Source organism: Leucothrix mucor DSM 2157 (assembly GCF_000419525.1).
GTDB classification, from domain to species: domain Bacteria; phylum Pseudomonadota; class Gammaproteobacteria; order Thiotrichales; family Thiotrichaceae; genus Leucothrix; species Leucothrix mucor.
On sequence record NZ_ATTE01000001.1, the window covers coordinates 3465461 to 3486960 of the forward strand.

Below are 21500 nucleotides of genomic sequence, written 5' to 3' on the forward strand. Positions count from 1 at the left end.
CTTAAGATTCTGAGAGTGAATACTGCAAAATTTCGACCACTTGCTGTGGTGTAGTCGCCCATGCCTGTGCGGCACCATCCACTTCTTTTAAAGGATGCACGATCGACTCATCATGCAAGGTGATGTATGGCTTGCCTAATGCAGCGCAGTAGCCCGCATCGAAAGCAGCATTCCACTGCTTGTATTTAGACCCGAAACGAATCACGGCAAGGTCGCATTTTTCAATTGATGTTTTGATTCGCAGAGCATTCACTTTTGCAGATTTGTGATCGCGCCAAAAGGAGTCGGTCTCTTCGCCCAAGCAGTCACCAGCGGCATCGCTTGCTTCATGGTTGGTGACGGCTGAAGTGAAAGTAATATCCAGCCCTAAGCTTTTACAACCGTCGATGATTTGGGTGCGCCAGTCTGTGTGAATTTCGCCGGAAAGATAAACGTTTAATTTCATTTTGTTACCTGTTTGATAGATGCTGACAGGGCTACCTATTTAGCTCAGAAGTAGCCTGTCGTTATTGGATGGGGCCATGATAACGCATTGCTACATTAGGTGCCTATTCCTGGTATGCCGAGGTAGTAATTATCCTATCAAGTACTTTCAAACGCCCCTCTCTGATCAATCAAGCACATTTATAAATAACTATAATTAGTGCATAAATTAAGCCAAAGGAAGATAGTTTCATGTGACTGATCGCTATTTTCCATCTGGATTCACCAAGGAAGGAGGAATCAGCACCATGAGTATTGTCGTATCCGTACATACCATCGCCATTGATGCATTCATCGTTAAAGGTCGCTTAGAAGCGGAGGGGATTCCTGCTTATATTCAAGACGGCCACTACATCACCGCGGACTGGACGCTTTCAAATGCCGTGGGTGGCGTGAAAGTAAACGTGCCTGATGAGTGCAAAGCAGAGGCCTTAGCAATTCTGCAAGCGGCCGAAAATGGCGACTATCAAATTAGTAAGCTGGAAGCGGCTTTAACCCCTGAGCAAGCCGACACGTATATTCCCGAAGAACCGTTACATTGCCCGGCTTGCAATGCGGATAAGATCTCACGGCTCGAATGGCCTCGGCGTTTGGCGCTGGCTTTTCTGTTTTTGCTATCCACGCCCATTGTATTTACCCAGCAATATTATGTCTGTAATAGCTGCGGCAAAGTCTTCGCGCCGAACAGAGGCGATTTCTCGCGCTATCTCACCATGCTATTAATCATACTGTCGATTTGCTTGTCGCTGCTGGTGTCATTAACGTTGATGACGACCAGTTATTCACCCGAGACGTATCTCTCTAGGGCAAACGGAGGTACTGCTACGCTGATGATTAATGACGTACCTCCCGATTGGGAATACGAAGAAATGACGGAGTAATCAAACCGTATGCCATGCAAAAATTCCCAGCATGGCAAACAGCGCAACGACTAATAAAATCATTAATGTATCAACCGGAATCGCAGCATCATCCAACTCTTCACTGCTGATAATACGACGGCGGAGTAACCTCATGCGCAGATAAGCGATGAGTACAACGAATCCACCACTGGCAAGTAGCAATAGCTCAGAACGGTAATCGCCTGATGTATTACCAAGCCTGCCAGCGCCAAGGCCGAAGCCCACCACTGAAATGGCGGTTCGCACCCAAGCCAGAAAGGTACGCTCATTGGCAGAGTGGTCGGAATAGTTTTTGATCACTTATAAACCCCGCTGCCACTCCGGTCTCAGGCTCACACTACCTGGCAAAGAAATCGCCTGATTGACGATCTGCAGCAACTTCTCTTTATCCTTATTTAACACGCCTTTGAGTACTAAATAGTTTGAGGCATGATCACTGCGGAAAATAGTTTTCTCCAGCTCCAAAGCTTCCAACATCATCTGAATTTCACGGAATAAGTCCATTTGTTCCAGCGGTTTATACTGACCATTAAAGCCCGCCTGCACCCGCTCCATGCCCATTGGAAATGACACGACCAGCGTTGCCAAATAATCCGGTTGCGCCTCATTCATCAGTCGCGCCGAATTCAGCGCATGTTGCTCGCTGTATCGCTGGCCGCCCATGCCATTGAGAATCATAACCGAGCTTTTCATGCCACTTTGTTTGATCTTCTTCAACGCTTGTAACGAGCTTTCAAAGGTCTCGCCTTTTTCAATCGCCGCCAGCACTTCATCATCCCCACTCTCGCAGCCGACATACATGAGCGACAAACCCAAATCACGTAGCTCGGTGAGCTCTTCAACAGTTTTATTGCTCAGATTGCGTGGCAAGCAATAGGAAGAAACACGCTGCACGGTTGGCAGGTATTTTTGGATGGACTCCAATATTCCTTTTAAGCGTCGGAAGGATAAAGTCACCGCATCGCCATCGGCTAGGAATACGCGGCGAACTCGTTCGCCCGTTGCAGCAATCGCCTGTAACTCTTGGTCGATTTCAGCTTGTGGCTTGGGGCGAAATTTCTTTTGATCAGCGGTGTACATATCGCAGAACGTGCACTTATTCCACGAGCAGCCATTAGTAACTTGCAGGATGAGGGAATGCGCTTCGCTGGGTGGGCGGAAGACGGGTTCGATGTAGTTTAGTGGGTACATATTTTTGGAGTTTTTGCGCCGGAACGAATCGACAGTGTAGCAGAGTTTACCAGGCGACTAGTGATGACTTATTAATAAGTTAAACTCCCAGCACAGCGGTCGGCAGGCGGTCAGTTTGACAACCAACATCAAAGTAGTCCACTTCAAGCTACTGAACTTTCTTGATAAAAGTAATCCAATGGATTACATTAAACAAATGCAGACGACTATTACCGAACTACCCGAGTACATCAAGCGCTCAGAATCCATGCTATCTGATTCTGAGCGAAAAGCTGTCATAGACTACCTTTCGATAAATCCAAAGGCTGGGGATATCATGGAAGGAACAGGCGGCATTCGTAAGCTTCGATGGAGTCGTGGAAACAAAGGAAAAAGTGGTGGCGTCAGGGTGATTTATTACCACCATGATGAACGTATACCACTGTACTTATTGACCATGTTTGGTAAGAACGAGAGAGCCAATTTGTCGAAAGCAGACAGAAATACGCTGTCTAAACTTGTAGAAATTTTAGTAAATTCAGCATTGGAGAAACATAATGACTAGCGCATTCGACAGTATTGCCCAAGGACTGCAGGAAGCAATCGACCTAAACGGTGGCAAACAAGTTGCCGCCAGAACGCATCGCCTTCCTGAGGTCAACGTTTCAGAGCTGCGCAAAAACTTAGGACTCACTCAAATGGAGTTTGCTTCAAAGTTCTGTATCAGTGTGGCAACTTTGCGTCATTGGGAAAGAGGAGACCGAAAACCTCACGGTCCTGCTTTGGCGCTACTTCATGTAGTTACTAAAGAGCCAAAAGCAGTGCTCAGAGCATTGGGGTGATCTAATGAAACGGCAACATAAGATCAAGTCTCACAAGCTCAACTTAAACCCTTCATGAGCTGCAGCGACGATAAACATTCGAATTAACTCACCGCGACGGCAAGGCATTCCTCAACCCTAAATATTCATGAAACGGTTGAAAGTCCTTATCCGCATGCAGCAATGACAGGTCTTGCTCAATGCAAACGGTGGCGATAATCACATCAATTGTCTTGCGAACCGTTAGCCCGCGCTTTCGCAAAGTACGGAAGTTTTCAGCGCTTTTAATGGCAATGTCCGTATTTAGCATAGTGACTTGCTCCAGATTCAGCATCATCTGTTTAGCTTGCAGGTAGTCGGCATCGCTTCGAAAACCTTGCAATACTTCCGTCAGCACCAATTCACCCGTCGCAAGCAACTGGACGCCTAGCAGCTCATCTAAATAGTCCGTTTCGCGAGAGACTTTTCCATTGAAATAATCAATCCAAACACTCGAATCAACAAAGATCATTCCTGGGCATCTCTGCTGGCTTCAAGGTCACCCTCCCATTTTAACTTGCCACGAAACTCCCGAATGCGAGCTTGTCGTGTCAGGCGCAGTAACATTTTCAGCGACTGCTCAACCGCTTCCCGTTTGGTTTTAATCCCTGTTTCAGCCAATACTTCTGACATCAGGTGCTCATCAATAACAATATTTGTACGCATAATTTTATGTGTATGAATTTATATAAACATACACACTATAGAGCAAGACGCTGACTGCTGACAAGTGCTAAACCGCTCTTACCAAGCACTCACAAACTCAACTTAAACCCTTCATGACTCGCCTCAAACCCAAGCCGCTGATAAAACTTCAATGCCCCTGCCCGCTGCTTATTCGAGGTCAATTGTACCATCGGACAGCCCTTCTCTTTGGCTCGCTCAATCGCAAATCGAAACATCTTCTCGCCAATGCCCCGACCACGAAAATCCTCATGCACTCGCACGCCTTCAATCAAACAACGCCATGAGCCTAAATGCGTGAGATACGGAATAAACGTCAGCTGCAACATGCCGATCACCCGTTCTTCCAACTCCACCACCATCAACTCATTATTCGGGTCATTCTCAATGACCTCAAACATGGCGAGGTACTTGGGGTTTAGCGGCGAGCTGGCATCCTCACGGGCAGCGCCCAGCTGATCATTGGCCAGCATGGTGACAAGCGCAGTTAAGTCTGCCGAGCTTGCGGCTCTAAATTTGATATCCATTAGCGTTCCGGGCTTAGTCTTAAAAACTCGCCCAGTCTAGCGCACTACAGATCTTTTAACTTTTTAAAGTCAATCGCTTCGGCAAATCCAATCAGTGTTTCTTCAGTGACTTTTTTGCCTTCGATCGTGATCAGATAGGAGTCTGCCACCACCATTCTGATCTCACCGCTCTGCTTATCTTCATCGTATTTAACGATGGCTTTTTCACGGCCAATGCGTTGCAGCTGACCGCCATCGGCAGTAGCAATCATGGGGTTGGAGATCATCATAATCATGGTCTGCATCATCGGCGAATCGGTAATCATCTGCACAGACACCGAGCTGGTATCTTTGCGATAATATCCCTCAACCGTAATGCCGCCACCTAGCATCGACGCGCCAATGGATTTGGACTCGGCTTTGGTCGCGCTCCAGCCTTCAATTTTGGGCAGAAATTCTTCCAGCTTCTTTCCTTTCATTTGCTGGATCAGCTGCGAGGCATAGTTCAGGCTCTCAACCGCATCTTTGTATGCGCCCTCCTGATAGTACTCCATGGCTTCTTCAATGGAGTTTTTCACATCATCTGCCAGCGCATTCCCCGATACTGCTGCCAAACATAAAAATAATCCGCCAATTTTCAACTTACTGCTAGTCAGGTCAAACATCGCTCTACATCCTATTTAAAAACAAAACATGCCCCACAAGTCTTGCAACTTAAACTCGGCTTGCGACGCTCCGCGGCCATTACAACGCCCGCTTACTTTGTATGATAGGACAAAAACAGTGAGATTTTTTAGTAAAACCGGCCACCTTAAACAAAGATTAATACTGAAACAGGCTAAATCACGCCATCGCCACAGGCATTGCTAATTCTGATTTAGCCAAACGAATCCAAGTCTTAATCGTGCCTAATGGCTGCCCCAACTTATCCGCCAGTTCAGAGTGTGAGTAGCCGTGATAGCAGGACAGAATCAAGCATTCACGCTGTAATGGGTTGAGTTTTTTCATGCCTTCAACAATCCATGCCAGTTCGGTATTGATGGCGAACTGGCGCTCCGGTGTCGCCTGCTCCGCTTCGATATTCTCAATAAAGTCACTGCACTCATCTTGGTAATGGCGCACTTTCAAAGAGCGCAATTTATCACGTGCTGTATTGCAGGCGATGGTGCGCATCCAAGTCATCGCGCCACTTTTACTGGCGGTATAACGGTCTGCGTTTTCCCAAATCTTCAGGTAGCTGTCTTGCAGAATATCTTCGGCCAGCGCCTCATTTTTTAACATACCGATCAATACACCAAACAACTTTGGAGAACTGGCTTCGTACAATGCCTTAAACGCTTGCTGATCTTTATTAGCACTGCGCAGTAGTAAATCATTTAAATCGGTCATGGTGGTTTCCCTCGTAGGCCACAGCGGCACGGTTTCAAAACATGCTGACTACGTTACGGGGCTACGGCGTTCTATTCTTAAACTTTTTATAAACTTTTCGTGGAAAAAGTGTCTCGGCGAATAAAAATAACGAGTTTATAAATTGTTTAGAATTCGGTGAAACTTCCGTGATTTTTACACAATAGACTGATTCTCGTCGAAACAGCAAACTAACTAACAGCGAGAAGACACTATGAAGCAGATCATCTTATCCAGCAGCTTGGCCACCGTATTAGCCCTTAGCAGCGGCTTCGCTAATGCGGCAACCTTCACCGTGAGCGTGCAAAACTTAACTCAGGGCTTGTACTTCACGCCGGTATTAGTGGCGGCACACGACAGCGATAATCATTTATTTAAAGCCGGCATGGCAGCCACCCCATCACTTCAGGCCATGGCAGAAGGGGGTAGCCTTGATGGACTAGTTAGTGATCTGAGCGGCACCTCAGCAGAGTATGTCGCAAATCCTGCAGGCGGCTTATTAGCTCCGGGTGAAACCACCACGACCGACGCCATCGACACTCACGGCAACGACAATGATTACCTTTCAGTGGTGGCGATGATGCTGCCAACCAATGATGGCTTTATCGGCCTTGACTCCTATCCCATCCCAACGGCTGCAGGCACTTACACCATCAATATCAATGGCTATGACGCTGGCACCGAAGCCAATGATGAGATCGTCAATGGCGGTGGCGCACCCAATACCCCAGGCATTCCAGCAGCACCGGGTGGCGATGAAGGCTCTGGCGCAACCGGCGCAGCAGCGGCCGATACCAATACCACTGTACACATTCATCGTGGCGTACTCGGCGATACCAATGCAACTGGCGGCAAAAGTGACTTGGATAGCCGCATTCATCGCTGGTTGAACCCTGTCGCTCGCGTCACGATTACTGTGCAATAAGGAGCGGGATTATGAATTTTTCAACGATTAAACACACAAGCCATTTACGCTTAAGCATTCCGCTCATGATGGCAGCCACATTGCTGGCCGCTTGTGGTGGCAGTTCCAACAATGACTCGGATACTGAAAACCGTACCTTCCGCATTAGCGTGACAAATTTGACGGCTAATCACCCCTTATCACCCTTGGCGGTTATTGCGCACAAAGATACCTACCATGCCTTTATGGATGGCCAGCCTGCCAGCAGTGGCTTGGAAATTCTGGCCGAAGGTGGCGATAACAGCACGCTACTAGCTGCCGCTGAAGCAGACGCTGCACACCTTGATAGCAACTCCGGAAACGGTGCAATTAGCCCCGGTGCGACCGCTAGTGTTGAGGTGAGCGTGACCGAAGGCAGCATGGCGCACCTATCCCTAGTCTCGATGTTGGTGAATACCAATGATGGCTTTACCGCGCTAAATGCTTACGATGTGAGCGGCCTAACGCTAAACCAATCACAGAGCATGATGCTCCCTGCTTGGGATGCTGGCACCGAATCCAACTCCGAAGCCAGTGGCACGATTCCGGGACCTGCTGATGGCGGCGAAGGTTACAATGCCGCCCGCGATGACTTAGTGAATTTTGTTGCGATTCACCGTGGCGTGATCAGCGCCGATGATGGACTAAACAGTTCAACTCTGGATGAGAGCCACCGTTTTGACAATCCAGTAGCCCGTGTCATGATTGAGCGTATTGACTAAGCACTGACGAGGTATGTCGCCAAATACAGCCACAGTTCACCCTTGGCGACATACTCTCAACGCTTAAGCGACTCCGGTAAAACAGGATTTTCCACCATGAACCATATCGTTATTGTAGAAGACGACGCCTCCATTGCGGAGATGCTGTCGTTTCATATGAAAGCACAAGGCTACACCGTCACGCATTTTGCCGATGGTGAAGAGGCGCGCCAAAACCTGATCACCACGCAATATGATTTGGTGCTGCTGGATATTATGCTGCCGAACTGCAATGGTCTGGATATCTGTAAGGAGTTACGCCAACGCAATGCGGCTGTCCCGATCCTAATGCTGACTTCTCTGGATGGCGAAGCTGATCGGGTCATTGGCTTGGAGCTGGGTGCCGATGACTACCTCACTAAACCGTTTAGCATGCGCGAATGCACTGCACGAGTTAAAGCCCTGCTGCGTCGCTCGCAATTAAGTGCGCCAGTGGAAGTGGCCGAGCCAACCTCCAGCGAACAACTCACCATTGCCGAATTAGTTTTAGACGCTGGCAGCCGCGTGGTCTCGCTAGCCGGTCGTGAAACCGAGCTAACCGCCCGCGAGTTTGACCTATTGTTTTATCTGGCCAAAAACCCTAATCGGGTGTATTCCCGTGCGCAGCTCTTGGATGCCATTTGGGGCTACAGTCACGATGGCTACGAGCACACCATCAACACGCACATTAACCGCCTACGCAATAAACTCAAACGCAGCGATGGCTTGAGTGATTTCATTCAAACCGTGTGGGGCGTGGGTTATAAGTTTGTGAATGCGGAAACGGCGGCCGAGTCATGATTAAGGGTTTATACAAGCGATTAGCGCTGGTATTGCTCACGGTATTTTTGATATTGGGTGCGGTGCTGTTTTGGGTATACGACACCGCCAGTCATCAACTACAGCAGGAAACCGCTCAAAAGTTACACCTGAATTTAGCCAGCTATTTAGTGCAAGATATCGCGCTCTACCCCGGCGATGAGCTAAATCGTGAGAATGTGAAAGAAGCCTTTAATAAGGTCATGCAACTCGACCCCGGTACTGAGCTGTATGTGGTTAGCCCCGATGGCAAGGTATTGGAGTACAAAGCGCCACACGAAAAAATCATCAATCACCATATCGATTTAGCGCCGGTAAAAGCCTTTATTGCCAATGAAGAATTCAAACTCACATTGGGTGATGATCCCCGTTCGAATAAACAAAAAGCCTTTTCCGCTGCACCAATTCCAGATAAAGACGGCAATCTACTGGCGTACTTATACATCATTATCCAAGGCGAAATTTATGATGATGCCGCCTCACTCATCAATGCCAATAAAACGTGGTTGATTAGTTTAAGTGTGATTGCGGCAGCGCTGGTGTTTTTACTGCTAACCACTTTGCTGTTGTTTTACCAACTCACGCGCCCGCTAGTGCGCCTGAACCGTGAAGTGGCGGCTTTTGAGAAATCCGGCTTTCAGTCATTGATTACGCCGGCTGACTTGGCCGCGAATGGTGATCGATCACAAGACGAGTTACAAGCGCTGCGTGGTTCGTTTTATCGCATGGCACAAAAGATTGTTGATCAGATTAGTTACCTGCAAAAGCATGATCAGATTCGACGGGAATTTCTGGCGCATGTTTCTCATGATTTACGCACGCCGTTGGCCGGTATGCGGGCGTATTTGGAAACGCTGCAACTTAAAGGAGATGACTTGCCGGAAGCCGACCGACATGACTTTTTGGAGAAGGCCCTACTCACCAATCAAAAGCTTGGCGACATGATTAATGAGCTATTTGAGTTGGCACGACTGGAGCACGGGCAAGTCGCGATTAACCCAGAGCTGATTCGTATTTCTGACCTGCTAAGCGATATGTATGCCTCATTGAGTGGCTTGGCCAATAGCAAAGGTGTGCATTTGTCTGTCGAAATGGAGAGTGAGGATATTAATGTGTTTGCCGATGTCGCACGCTTGGATCGAGTGCTGCAAAACTTGGTAGGCAATGCAATTTTGTACACGCCATCAGGTGGCTCAGTGCAAGTTCGGGTCAGACAAGCGCCGGGCTTGAATGTGATATTGGGGATTGAAGATACCGGCCAAGGCATTCCGGCGGAAGATTTACCGCATGTGTTTGAGCCTTATTTCCGCTCGACCAATGGGCAGCAGGCTTATCATAAAGGCAAAGGCTTGGGGCTTGCGATTGCGGCGAAGCTACTGGCGCTGCATGAATCTAAGATTCGGGTGACTAGTGAGCTTGGTAAGGGGACTAAGTTTGAGTTTAGCCTGCCAGCGTCGTAAGTTCACTAGAAATGGCACGCAACCTCCTACTTCGCTAATTTCCTACTGAAGTTTTCGAGGGACTAAAACGAGTAACCACCCAGAAAGATATAAACATGGTGCATTCATTTCTTCTGGGTGATCACAAGTAAAACTAACCTCAATCAAGGGATTAACGAGGCTGACTGCTTACTCCACAGGCTCTCTATACAGGGTATCAATCCGTCGTTCAACACCACCAACCTGATCTGGCGCAATGACTGACACGGTAAACTGATCGTCACTCACGCTCAGCAAGCGAATCACCCAACGTCGATCATCGCCATCTTCAGCCATGAACAATAGGTTATTCCATAACCACCAGGTGACGCCAACCGCATCGTCTTCACCGAGGGTATAGCGAGAGCCCGTACCATTTGCATTGAACGCAATTCCCAGCTTATGCGTTGGACTCGTGAAGGTTTTACCCGAAAGCTCTGACTTGCTAAAGCCCGGTCCTACCCGCGAACCCGACCAATTAGATGCCATGTACCGATCAATACCCGATAGCACATTACCGACAGTTACTGTCTCAAGGGTTTCAAGCGAAGTCACAAAGGCTTGCGCCGCTCCGGTTTGATTGACACTGTAGGTTACGTGCTGCCCATCTCCCGATAGCACTGCGTGCTCAATCCCATTCGTGTTATACAGAACATCGGTAATCGTATCTGCCTCAAGATCTTTTACACGGTAACGTAGCAGTGATAAACGCTCTGACCACCCGACCTTGTTTCCATCATTGGTAATACTTGGGTGATACAGTTTCTTACGACGTGCAATTCTAAAGACTTCTTTGTACAGACTATTTTTGATGTCGTAGCGCATGACGGCGAACGAGCTTTCCCGTAGCTGCACAAAGGTCATCCACTTTCCGTTAGGGCTCAGCGAAGGTTGCACGAAGGGCGTCGCACTGGCGAGCGTTTTACTAGTATGCTCGCCATCCTCCGTATAGCTGCGTAACTCGATAGCCTGTCGACCATCTGCCAAGCGCATTTGCCAAGCAACCACTCGGCCATCAAGGCTTCGGGTGATGTCCACATCATCGGTGTCATTGTCAGTAATTTGAGTGGTCAGCTGAGACTTCACGTCTAGCTCATAAATCTCATAATCACCACTAGTCGACTCTTGAAGTGAGTACAATACTGTGGCGCCTGCAGGATCGCATGCCACGGATTGTATTTTGCGGTTCTTCGTCATGCTGAAGACCGGATTAGCTGTCGCGTCGGGCAGGTCCGCTGCGTTGTACAGATCAACCCCCCATCGACGGCTTGCACTTGGACTATTGATGGCATTACACACATACCCCCAAAGCCCACTACCAGCGACACTATCCAAATCATCAGTGATGCCATCACCATCCGTATCGGGATTCCTTGGATCAGTCCCTAGGCGATACTCGTTGACGTTAGTCACCCCATCACTGTCCGCATCTAGCTTGGCGTCTTTTGAGCTCAAAGGGTTGAGGCTGTAAGCGAGCTCCCAACTATTTGGCATCCCGTCATTATCGGTATCGCTATCCCTATTATTGCCAACACCATCAGTATCGGTATCTTTGGACTCTGTGCTATCAAACGGGAACGAGTCTTTCGTATCTACCACACCATCATTATCATCATCGGTGTCAGCGTTATTTCCCGTGCCATCATTATCAGAATCTAGTGACTCGTTGGCATCGTGAGGGAAAACATCCACACCATTTAAAACACCGTCTCCGTCGATGTCTCCATCATCTGGTAACGCAACAGATACTTGGACGGGGTTATTTCCGTCTGCGTAACGGGTCTGGTTGCCGGTATCGTCGATAGCTAACAAGAAGTATTCGAAGTCTTGAGTGGTGTAGCTCCCCTCAATGAATACCGAGTATTGCCCCGCTACGAATGACACTAACGGCCTCGTTTGATAAGCAGCATCCCCTTTATGACGGATTTTTACCGAAACCGACTCTACCTGCACATTATCCGAAACTTCCGCTTTTAGGATAAAGCTACTGCCATAGTTTGCTTGGTTTTTCGGCGTGTGGGTAATCACCGGAGCGATATCATCCAAGGCGGTAACAGACACAACATTAGATGGGTCTGACTCTTTAGAATCGGTTGAAGCCGTAAAGTAGTAATAGTACGTTTGACCACCAACAACACTGGTATCCGTAAAGGTAGACTCATCCGCGGTGATTAATTGCTGTGAGATCCGCTGGAATTGACGATTCGCAAATTTCGAACGGTAAATATTGTAGCCATGTAGCAAATCATAATCATCTTGTGTCCAAGATAAGTTGATTGCACCAAGTGTGGCACTACCTTTTAGGTCTAATGACTTCACATCAAAACCACGGACTTCAAAGGTAAAGCGACCACAGTCTCGACCAGGCACCAGCCATGCGTCATTCGCAGCTTTACCGCCGTCAGCGCACAAGTACTGCTGGCCACTTTCTAGGCTAGGTATTACTTGTACTTCACCTCGCCATTTTGTGCTGCTGACCCACTCTCCTGAGAAACTTGCATCAGCGTATGGTTCTGCAGGTCCGAAACTGACTATAGGATCTTCATCTTGAGCCATTGGGCGGTTGTAAGTAATTTCAGCAACGACACTTTCAGCTCCAAATATACTGCGCTCATTGGACTCGGAGTCATAAAGCTCTATGTCAACAACAAAAGGGTAGGTACTTTCAGAGGGAATACTCTGACTTGGTTCAACTATGATTTTATTAGCATTGAATAAACCATCACTGCGATCTGTAATTGCTTGGTGTATCGTCGCTTCAACTACTCCGCCCCAATAATTATCCGTTAAATCAGCGTCAAATTCTGCGCTAGAGTCTGACATTAAAAAAGTGATCCAATTGTCTTTGACTGGATATGTATTCCAAGGGTTCAAAAAAGCATTATTTTTTAAGTTAAAACGACCGTAAGCAGGGTCTTCTCCCGTTAAGACTATTGCTGAAGAAATATTATCAACAAAAACAGAATCGGTTGGAGAACAATCGCCCCTACCAAGACGTCTGCTAGAAGATGTCCCATAACCAACATTGCTTCCTGAAAATAGATTCGTTGAGCCCGATTGGCAGTCGAATGAATAATGTGTATAGGGATAGGTTAAGTTTCGAAATATAGAATTACTTACAGTGGAGTATATCACAGTAGTGCTACCAGTTGGTGGGTTTACACGTACTGGGTAAATGTGGGTTGAATCTGCATTTTGGCGCTTCCATACCCCCGCCTCAGAGTTTTGAGTAAACAGAGAGTGATCTATCTTGTGCGCCCCTCCTGCGCTAGGGTAATCAAGCCAAGGGTTAGTATCATATAAGTAGGGATTTACAACGTGGGTATATTGGAAAGTTATGTTGTTGTCAGCGCGTGATAAAATAGTAACAGGCCAACTATCAAATAGCTTGCTAGGATAAACTTCAATAGGTTGCTCTTGCGTACCATTGAACAATAGCTCTCCTTTAACTAATATGTAAGGTAATCTACCGCCTTCATAGTCATGAGGTTCTGTGCTGTAGAATTGAATTTTTGCACCAGCCTCTACAGTAACTCTAGAACCTTCATCTACCAGAATAGGAGCATCCGCAATCCATAAGTTATCATTTGTGATAACAAAACCATCCGTCAATACAGTAGGTAATGATCGTCCTCGTTGAACAATTAAGGAATCATATTGACTGTAAGCATAAATACTTGAATCGGTATTATCCAATCCATTGGTCGACTGCAAAGTAAACTTCAGAGATACGACATGATTATTTGGGGCATCTGCACTAATCAATATTTCAATAGGATCATCAATGCTACTAACCTTAAGGTCGGCTGATCGATTTACACCATTGTCTGTACTTGCATAAGCACCCAATGTTCCAAAGCTGGAAGTTCCATCTACAAATGTTACATAAGGATCAACAACACCGTTAGTGCTCTCTGCTGTCACCGTAAGTACTAAATTACTTGCCGAGCCTTTGTAATTTCGCACTTTCACTGCAAGTTGAACAGTTTCTCCAGCATCAGCTAAGAAATCACCATCATTGCTAGCAGCTATATCACTAGAATCCAGTAGCTCAAAGTTTACTAGGCGTGGCTTAGGTTCTGGAAAAGTGGTTAACGAACCTAAGGCATTTAGTGAGCTATTTGCTGTAAGTTGGCCCGCAACAAAACGAGAACGATAAGTTCCTCTATCCGGAAACTTAGTTCTAATCAATGCAGCAACACCGGAAGCAATAGGTGCAGACATAGACGTTCCATCCCAAGCGGCAAAGTTTCCTCCAGGCACCGTACTTAAGATATCAGCGCCCGGTGCTGTCAACTCATACTCTACTTCGTTTAATGGATTGCAATCGAAGTTTGACCAATCAGTAAGTTTCCCTGCCGAGTCTGATGCCTGAACTCCCACTACATAAGGATATGACGCAGGATAAAAAGCAATTGGTTTTGGTAAGCAAGGTGCCTCATTTGGCACCCCATCGTTTCCAGCACTCGCAACCAATACCGAAGTGGTGAAAGCGGCTGCTAATGCATCCTCTTCCAATGGTGACTGACCAGCCCCACCAAACGACATATTGATAACATCAGCGCCATTCATTGCTGCATAGATGATTGCTTCAGCCACATCAACAGAGCTTAGGCTACCGGTTGATTGCCCCGCTTTCAGAGTCATTATCTGCACGTTAGGTGCAACGCCAACAACACCTTGCCCCGTATTTTTTGCTCCGACAAGCCCAGCAACATGTGTTCCATGACCGTGGTTATCTTCTACTAAACCATCAGCAGGGCTAGGTAAAAAGTTTGCACCATGAATATCATCAATGATGCCATTACCGTCATCATCAATTCCATTGCCCGCTATTTCATTCGTATTTACCCAATGCGCATCAATTAAATCAGGGTGATCAACATTGATTCCCGTATCAATAACGGCCACAACCACCGAATGGCTACCACCCGCTTCAACACCAATTGATTCCAAGTGTTGCCACGCAGCTTGAGTATTGATCGCAGCATGGTGCCACTGAGATCGTTCACCAGCCACAATATTTACAGGCGATGAGATGACATCTAGCTTACGAATGTAATTAGGGTGGACTGAGGCGACTTCACTGTTATTCACAAGTGTTACCGCGGATGTGTTTAAGCTAGTACCCGCTTTAAGCGTGATATTAACCCATTTAGCCAGCTCAGTATTACTGCCTGTTGAGCCGGAAAATACGGGTTCAACAGACTCGACCCCATCAATAGCTAAAAGACTCTCAATGGTATCATTAGTACCTAACTTGGCTATTAAGACACTGTCTTCATATTTACATTTCGCATAGCTACATGTTTCGTCAAAACTAATTCGCTTTAGATTTTCTTGTTTATCAAGGTAGTCGGGAATAGACGTAAATGCTGGCGTATCTTTATCGGCGACAACCACCGCATTCTTTACGTCAAACGTATCATGCTGAGAGGTTTTCTCTGTGATAGCTGACTCATTAGAAGCCACGGAGGTGACAAGTGTCGCTGCAGCTTCTGGAGGCGCAACTGCGCCAGCCATGACTACATCAGGTTGATTAGCCTCGACTAGTTCCGCTTTTTGACTTTGAGTTTCACTCTCTGACACAACAGGTGCACTGCTATCTCCGGAAAACCAAAATGACGCACCCGCTAGTGTCAACACACACACCGAGCAAGCCGCTATTATTTTTGCCTTTGGATTCATAGTTATAATCTCTTATTTCGTTCTATACCCAAACCCCAGCCTCCCCACATGAACGGCCTGATATCAATGACTTTGGTGGACAGTAGTTTGAATACTTTAAGTCAAAAAATAGATGGATTTGTCGCCTTGAGATACCCTTGAATACATCTATGTAATTAGATTTGCGTATTTAGGTCTTATTCTATACTGCAGACAGAATGCCAGCTTCAACCTAACATATCAATGGTTTTAAGCCATTATGATTTATAAGAAATTCATGAGAATAATTCGCGCTACCAGTCCTTTACTAGAGACACGTTAGTTAAAGACGGGCTTAAAACTCAGTTCCGTAACCGCAAAAAACTCGCAAACTTTGGCTTACCACGCTTGGTTTTGCCAAAGTACTTATAAGTAATCAACGCACCAATCGGAGGCGGATTACGACGCTCTGCATCACGAAATCCACTCCCCACCCGAAACTGCGTCCCATCCGGCATTTCCACTAACAACGACCCCATCATTCCATGATATTTTCCCTTACCCGGAATATAACTAACCACGCGCGCCTCCGCATCGTCATGACGCTTCACTTTCAATAATTCATCACTACGGCCCATACGATAATCCGCCAGCTCATGATGCAGCATTAACCCTTCAGCACCCGCTTTCACGACCACCTCTAATTGCGCCATTAAATCATCATGCGAGGCTATTCGGTATTGCGGTACCAGCGCCAAATAATCACTATCCACCGACGCAACCTGCGTTCGCAAACTAGCCAGTCGCTTAGAAAAACTCCCCGGCGCATCCGGCAGCTCAAACACCATATACCTCACTTGCTGCCACTCGCTATCGATCGGTTGATCTTTACTCACCGCGCTAATCAGCTGCTCGAAGGTATTGCGACCAATCCATAGTTCACCATCCAGTGCTTGCTTTGGAAATCCTTCAGTAAACCAATCCGGCGCATGAAACACATTGCCTTGACGGGAGATAAACTGCTCGCCATTCCAATAGGCCCGCACGCCATCGTACTTTTCACTAGCCCAATATTGGCTAAGATCGGTTTGCTTGGCATACACTTTCGCCAACAGTAAATCCGGCTCCGGCAGCTCGCCAGCCTGTAGTGCAAAGGGCGTTGCCAGCAAACTGATGGCCAACGTGATCGATAAATTCGTGTAAGTAATATTCATCGTAGCATTATCTAAAGTCGCGTATAAACTCAGCATGAATCACACCATAGCTATAGCAAACGCCATCGTTTATGCTAGCTATTAACCATCACGAGACCATCTCATGAATCGCACAACACCACAGCAAGTTCCTCGCAAAGGCATCTGGAGCTGGATGCTATTTGACTGGGCATCGCAGCCGTTTCACACCTTAATTCTCACCTTTGTATTTGCACCCTATTTCACCAGCCAAGTAGCTAGCAGCGATGTGGTTGGCCAAACCTATTGGGGCTATGCCGTTGGAATTGCCGGTTTAATTATTGCGCTGTTATCGCCCGTACTCGGCGCACTTGCCGATGCTACTGGCCCGCGTAAACCTTGGATTTTTGGTTTCTCGTTGCTCGGGGTATTAGGCTCGTTGGGCTTGTGGTGGATACTGCCCAATGCCAGCGACAGTATGTTAATTTGGGGATTAGTCGCCTTTGGTATTGCCTTAATTGGCTTTGAGTTTGCCGCCGTTTTTAATAATGCCATGATGCCCGATTTAGTGCCTCGTGAAGAGTTGGGAAAACTCTCCGGCAGCAGCTGGGCACTGGGTTATGTTGGCGGGCTGTTCTGCTTAGTCCTCATACTGGGCTTTATGGTAGCCGACCCTGAAAGTGGCAAAACCCTGCTAGGTGGCTCGCCCCTGTTCGGACTTGATCCCGCAACTCATGAAGGCGACCGCGCGAGTGGCCCACTCACTGCAATCTGGCTTGCACTGTTTATCATCCCATTATTTCTATTTACCCCCGATCAGCCTAAGCGCGCACAAGCACTAGGTGCGGTAAAGCGCAGTCTGGAATCACTCTGGTCAACCATTCGCAATCTGCCTAAAAACCAAAGCCTGCTGAACTTTCTAATGTCCAGCATGCTATACCGTGATGCCTTAAATGGCTTGTATGCCTTTGGTGGAATTTACGCGGCGGGCGTGTTGCAGTGGTCGATTGTGCAGATTGGTATCTTCGGTATTTTAGCCAATGTGACTGGCGCAATTGGTGCCTGGATTGGTGGCCGTATGGATGCGCGATTCGGGCCAAAGCCGGTCGTGCGTGCTTGTATTTTACTACTGATACTAGCCAGTGTGTTGGTGGTTAGCACCGACCCTGAGCACGTTTTGTGGATCGCATTGCCCAGTGGCTCTAACCTTCCAGACCTCTTGTTTTATGCTTGTGGCGCACTGATTGGTGCAGCTGGTGGTGCATTGCAAGCCGCGTCCCGCACGTTAATGGTTGACCAAGCTGAGCCAGAAAAAATGACCGAAGCCTTTGGTTTGTATGCACTCTCTGGCCGCGCAACCAGCTTTATCGCACCGATTGCAATTGCCGCCACCACGACCTTATTTGCCAGCCAACGCATTGGCGTGACGCCAGTAATTGTGCTGTTTATTATTTCACTCGTACTGCTGCCTAAGGTTCGCTCACGTATCGGCTAAGCCTTTTAATGACGAGAGCCATTCGCCAGTGCCGTTGAACTTTTGCGGCGCTCAGGCTCTCAAAGCGTACAAACTTCAATCAATCGAATATTAAAAATATGATGACCAACTACCTAATACCAAAAACACTCTCCGCCCTTTTGATGGTCGGATTACTGGGCGCTCAAACGGCACAGGCCGATGCACACATGCATACTGACCCCACTATTTCTACTGGCTTTTTAATGGGCCAGTTTGATCCGGCGAAGCGTGATGACTTCTCTAAAATCAGCACCCGCTATGCCTCGCGCAGTGGCATGTATATGCAAAATATGGCTTATGACGCGTTTAAAGCCATGCATCGTGATGCTGAGTTGGCGGGTGTAAAGCTGGTCATCAAGTCCGCCGCCCGCAACTTTTACCAGCAAAAAGCCATCTGGGAAGGCAAGTGGGATGGCAAACGTAGCGTCGGTGGTATCCGCAATATTCAGAAGACAATTAAAGACCCTGTGCTGCGCGCCCGTAAGATTCTGGAATACAGCTCCATGCCCGGCAGCTCGCGCCACCACTGGGGAACGGACATCGATTTAAACTCATTCAACAATAGCTACTTTGCTTCCGGAACCGGTAAGCGTGTGTATGACTGGCTGGTTCAGAATGCACCACGCTATGGCTTTTGCCAACCCTACACTGCCAAAAGTGAGCTGCGCCCAACCGGTTATAATGAGGAAAAATGGCATTGGTCATTCCGACCTTTATCGCAGCAATACACAGCACAATCCCGACTGCGGGTTTATGACGCAATGTTTAGTGGATTCCGTGGTTCAGAAACCGCGCAAGGCATTGGTATTGTAGAGAACTACGTGCTGGGAATTAATCCGGTTTGTAACTGAGTATTTGATGCGAGCGGTCGCTACAGTGGCAGCCGTTTAAATGGCAAAAACTAAATTGAGCACAGAGATTAGGCTTGGCTAAAAGGTCCAAGTGAGATCAATCAGCGGCTCAAAATAAGAGGCCGGCATTAGTTAATAATGCTGGCCTTTTTTCATATCAGAAGATTATATTATTTAGGTAGAAAGCCCATCGCTGGTACATACGCCATTATTTAGCGGCAACTCCAGTGCAGTTGTATTACTGTGAATCCTCACGCCCTTTAACCATTCCGGAGCGGTGATTTGGACTTTAACGGAGATCGGACTAATCACCGTCAGCGCAATACCTGTAGGTCGCGTGGCCGTAAAGTCGAGATCTAAAATACCATCTTCCGGAGGCACTTCATAAGTCCGAGCAACCAGATCCGGAGCGCTCCAGCCACTGGTACTCGCTTCACCTTTTGCCGTTAGCTGCAAGCGCATCGGATGTACCTTTAACACTTCCAAACAAGCCTGACGCCCTGCATAAATTGTATCCGCCGCCGCATTGGCCGACATCGCCATTAATCCCGCCAGTAATATAAATTTTAGTCTCATCGGTGATCCCTCAAATTAATTAAACGCATTCTTAACATCTTATATTTTGATTGTTATTGATCGAAAGGTTCAATGCTAAGTCACGTGACTCACTATTTCACAGGCCTGCCCATTTAGACAGGGCATTAATTCATTTTGGCGACCTGCGCTGCTACGGCACGTTGGATATCCAAACGAACCGCTTCTTCAATTTCCAAATCACTGCGGGCCAGCGTATCGGTAGCTAATAGATTATTAGAGGTGACATCCACTACGCGAGAGCTTGATTGAATCGGTAATTTAGTAAGCGACTTACCTGCACTTGACTGCTGCAGTGACTCTTTTTTAGTACTACTTGTTGGTGACTCAACCTCTCGCTGAGCCTTCTGATTATTGGCTTGCGACTTCGCACTTGTTGATGGCGCAGTTTTTTGAGGATTCAACTTAGCCTGCTTTGCCTCTTTCGCTTTAGCCCGAGGGCCTGCCACTTTGATTTCATAAAAGGAAACCCCGGCCACCAGCCACATAAACAGAATGCAAAAGATGATCAAAATACTCTTCATTAGCTGCCCTTCCTTGAGCGTTTCATTAAGATATTCATTGATTTTCGTAGCAGCTCAATGGCTTGCGATAGCTCGCCAATCTCATTACCCGCGTTGCTGTGAATAGGCGTTTCCACATCACCCTTGGTGAGTTTCTCAACTTGCGCGGTTAGCGAGACCAGAGGCTTTGATAAGGAGTCTGCCAGCGTTTTAGCCAGCCATAAGCTCAGCATTAAACTCAGTAGCACAATGCCCAAAAACACCAATAAATACTGATCAATTGGTTTTGAAATTAGTGCCTTAGGGGCCAAGGTAATCAAGTAGCCTAACTCCGGGCGTCCTTTTCCCAGCGTTAGTTTGCGTGATAGCACCACCGAATCCTTGGTTTCCAACTGCACCAAGGTTCCGCTCATTTTAAGCGTGGCTAAGCCCAATGATTCATCGTTAAATGCATTGTGCTCCGTGTTTAGATCACGAGTACTACCCCAACGCAAAGCCGGATCAGGGTGGGAATAGTAATAGCCTTGCGGATCGGTCAATAAACTCTGCCAACCCGCTTGGGTGGATTGCGTAAGTTGATCAATTAATTGCTGCGCATCAAGGTTCAGCACCAACACGCCTTGAGTACTGCCAGCCGTATTTTTTACTACGGTGGCATAGCGAATCGTCGGTTGATGCGGCTTCAGAATACCGGTCTCGTTGCGACGCAATTCCATCGGTGAGATATACACCTGCCCCCGCTGCAAACTAATCGTATTACTAAAGTAGTTGCGCGCTCTAAGGTTAAGCACAGCGGCTTTCTTACCAGTAGGTTTCGAGGCTTCACTGTTTGAGACATCACTTTGCCGATCAATAGCCACCAGCACATCGCCTTTGCGATCCAAAAACCGCACGGCAGAGTACAAGGTATGTTGCTGCGTGAATTGCTGCAAGGAGTTACGCAAATTCGTCAGCAGCAGTTGATTGCGGCGCGTATCACCCGTTTTGGATGCCAGATACAACTGCATGGCACTGGCATCACTCAAATAGAGTAAATCCTGCTCCACCCCACTGAGCTGATATTCAAGCGCTTGCTGCAATTGCTCCAATCGGTTGCTTTGCTGGCTGAGCGCGGTTTCGCGTAACGTCTGCGAGCTACTGTAATAACTGTAGCCACCAATCAATAACACGGGCAGTAAGCTGACGACCATCATGGTCAGCATCAGCGTATTGCGGATTTTCTTCAT

The 21500-nt window shown here is 47.5% G+C and carries 22 protein-coding genes; 9 read left to right on the forward strand and 13 right to left on the reverse strand.

From position 1 onward, the window contains the following. Position 1 precedes the first annotated feature (1 nt). Complete coding sequence (locus tag LEUMU_RS0115880) at positions 2–445, reverse strand: YtoQ family protein (protein WP_022953281.1); 444 nt, start codon at positions 443–445, stop codon at positions 2–4. 286 nt (positions 446–731) lie between these two features. Here LEUMU_RS0115880 and LEUMU_RS28175 point away from each other — a divergent pair, with 286 nt between their 5' ends. Then, positions 732–1364, forward strand: a complete 633-nt coding sequence (locus LEUMU_RS28175; RefSeq protein WP_022953282.1) for a putative signal transducing protein — start codon at positions 732–734, stop codon at positions 1362–1364. On the opposite strand, the gene LEUMU_RS0115890 is transcribed toward LEUMU_RS28175, so the two are convergent. Together LEUMU_RS0115890 and LEUMU_RS0115895 are read right to left on the reverse strand one after the other, a co-directional pair. Beyond that, positions 1365–1685, reverse strand: a complete 321-nt coding sequence (locus LEUMU_RS0115890) for a DUF202 domain-containing protein (RefSeq protein WP_022953283.1) — start codon at positions 1683–1685, stop codon at positions 1365–1367. Next, on the reverse strand, positions 1686–2576 hold the full coding sequence (locus LEUMU_RS0115895; protein ID WP_026744837.1) for a radical SAM protein: 891 nt from the start codon (positions 2574–2576) through the stop codon (positions 1686–1688). A gap of 115 nt (positions 2577–2691) precedes the next feature. Between LEUMU_RS0115895 and LEUMU_RS29215 the strand changes: the two genes are divergently transcribed. Together LEUMU_RS29215 and LEUMU_RS0115905 are read left to right on the forward strand one after the other, a co-directional pair. After that, positions 2692–3120 carry a type II toxin-antitoxin system RelE/ParE family toxin gene (locus LEUMU_RS29215; protein WP_022953285.1) on the forward strand — a complete coding sequence of 143 codons (429 nt, stop codon included), beginning with the start codon at positions 2692–2694 and terminating at the stop codon, positions 3118–3120. Next, on the forward strand, positions 3113–3397 hold the full coding sequence (locus LEUMU_RS0115905; RefSeq protein ID WP_022953286.1) for a helix-turn-helix domain-containing protein: 285 nt from the start codon (positions 3113–3115) through the stop codon (positions 3395–3397). The genes LEUMU_RS29215 and LEUMU_RS0115905 overlap by 8 nt, the downstream gene beginning before the upstream one ends. Positions 3398–3485: 88 nt before the next feature. On the opposite strand, the gene vapC is transcribed toward LEUMU_RS0115905, so the two are convergent. The 5 genes from vapC to LEUMU_RS0115930 all read right to left on the reverse strand — a co-directional run bounded on the left by vapC (position 3486) and on the right by LEUMU_RS0115930 (position 5994). Then, positions 3486–3887 (reverse strand): type II toxin-antitoxin system VapC family toxin, encoded by a 402-nt coding sequence (vapC, locus tag LEUMU_RS0115910; protein WP_022953287.1) that lies wholly within the window; start codon positions 3885–3887, stop codon positions 3486–3488. After that, entirely contained in the window at positions 3884–4081 is a 198-nt protein-coding gene (locus tag LEUMU_RS0115915) for a type II toxin-antitoxin system VapB family antitoxin (protein ID WP_022953288.1), read from the reverse strand. The genes vapC and LEUMU_RS0115915 overlap by 4 nt, the downstream gene beginning before the upstream one ends. 89 nt (positions 4082–4170) lie before the next feature. Next, positions 4171–4626 carry a GNAT family N-acetyltransferase gene (locus LEUMU_RS0115920; protein WP_022953289.1) on the reverse strand — a complete coding sequence of 152 codons (456 nt, stop codon included), beginning with the start codon at positions 4624–4626 and terminating at the stop codon, positions 4171–4173. Between the two features lie 44 nt (positions 4627–4670). Further along, positions 4671–5270: a hypothetical protein gene (locus LEUMU_RS26430; RefSeq protein ID WP_022953290.1), complete on the reverse strand. Its 600-nt coding sequence runs from the start codon at positions 5268–5270 to the stop codon at positions 4671–4673. A 178-nt stretch (positions 5271–5448) separates the two neighbouring features. Next, complete coding sequence (locus LEUMU_RS0115930) at positions 5449–5994, reverse strand: RNA polymerase sigma factor (RefSeq protein ID WP_022953291.1); 546 nt, start codon at positions 5992–5994, stop codon at positions 5449–5451. Between the two features lie 232 nt (positions 5995–6226). Here LEUMU_RS0115930 and LEUMU_RS0115935 point away from each other — a divergent pair, with 232 nt between their 5' ends. The 4 genes from LEUMU_RS0115935 (at position 6227) to LEUMU_RS0115950 (ending at position 9974) form a co-directional block, all read left to right on the forward strand. Then, positions 6227–6937 (forward strand): spondin domain-containing protein, encoded by a 711-nt coding sequence (locus tag LEUMU_RS0115935; RefSeq protein WP_022953292.1) that lies wholly within the window; start codon positions 6227–6229, stop codon positions 6935–6937. Between the two features lie 11 nt (positions 6938–6948). Next, on the forward strand, positions 6949–7677 hold the full coding sequence (locus tag LEUMU_RS0115940; protein ID WP_022953293.1) for a spondin domain-containing protein: 729 nt from the start codon (positions 6949–6951) through the stop codon (positions 7675–7677). 96 nt (positions 7678–7773) lie between these two features. Further along, positions 7774–8496 (forward strand): response regulator transcription factor, encoded by a 723-nt coding sequence (locus tag LEUMU_RS0115945; RefSeq protein ID WP_022953294.1) that lies wholly within the window; start codon positions 7774–7776, stop codon positions 8494–8496. Continuing rightward, on the forward strand, positions 8493–9974 hold the full coding sequence (locus LEUMU_RS0115950) for a sensor histidine kinase (protein WP_022953295.1): 1482 nt from the start codon (positions 8493–8495) through the stop codon (positions 9972–9974). Before LEUMU_RS0115945 ends, LEUMU_RS0115950 begins: the two co-directional genes overlap by 4 nt. 168 nt (positions 9975–10142) lie before the next feature. On the opposite strand, the gene LEUMU_RS28180 is transcribed toward LEUMU_RS0115950, so the two are convergent. Beyond that, positions 10143–15680, reverse strand: coding sequence for a S8 family serine peptidase (locus LEUMU_RS28180; protein ID WP_022953296.1), 5538 nt, complete (start codon positions 15678–15680; stop codon positions 10143–10145). 320 nt (positions 15681–16000) lie between these two features. Beyond that, on the reverse strand, positions 16001–16888 hold the full coding sequence (locus tag LEUMU_RS0115960) for a DNA ligase (RefSeq protein WP_022953297.1): 888 nt from the start codon (positions 16886–16888) through the stop codon (positions 16001–16003). Positions 16889–16955: 67 nt separating this feature from the next. On the opposite strand from LEUMU_RS0115960, the gene LEUMU_RS0115965 reads away from it, so the two are divergent. Together LEUMU_RS0115965 and LEUMU_RS26440 are read left to right on the forward strand one after the other, a co-directional pair. Continuing rightward, the gene (locus LEUMU_RS0115965; RefSeq protein ID WP_022953298.1) at positions 16956–18305 is read left to right on the forward strand and encodes an MFS transporter; all 1350 of its coding nucleotides are present in this window, start codon (positions 16956–16958) and stop codon (positions 18303–18305) included. A 98-nt stretch (positions 18306–18403) separates the two neighbouring features. Beyond that, positions 18404–19177, forward strand: a complete 774-nt coding sequence (locus LEUMU_RS26440) for a M15 family metallopeptidase (RefSeq protein WP_022953299.1) — start codon at positions 18404–18406, stop codon at positions 19175–19177. Positions 19178–19351: 174 nt separating this feature from the next. Here LEUMU_RS26440 and LEUMU_RS0115975 read toward each other — a convergent pair whose 3' ends face one another. The 3 genes from LEUMU_RS0115975 to LEUMU_RS0115985 form a co-directional block, all read right to left on the reverse strand. Further along, positions 19352–19753: a hypothetical protein gene (locus LEUMU_RS0115975; RefSeq protein ID WP_157474366.1), complete on the reverse strand. Its 402-nt coding sequence runs from the start codon at positions 19751–19753 to the stop codon at positions 19352–19354. 125 nt (positions 19754–19878) lie between these two features. Then, positions 19879–20295 carry a hypothetical protein gene (locus LEUMU_RS0115980; RefSeq protein ID WP_022953301.1) on the reverse strand — a complete coding sequence of 139 codons (417 nt, stop codon included), beginning with the start codon at positions 20293–20295 and terminating at the stop codon, positions 19879–19881. Then, the gene (locus LEUMU_RS0115985) at positions 20295–21500 is read right to left on the reverse strand and encodes a HAMP domain-containing protein (RefSeq protein WP_022953302.1); all 1206 of its coding nucleotides are present in this window, start codon (positions 21498–21500) and stop codon (positions 20295–20297) included. Before LEUMU_RS0115985 ends, LEUMU_RS0115980 begins: the two co-directional genes overlap by 1 nt.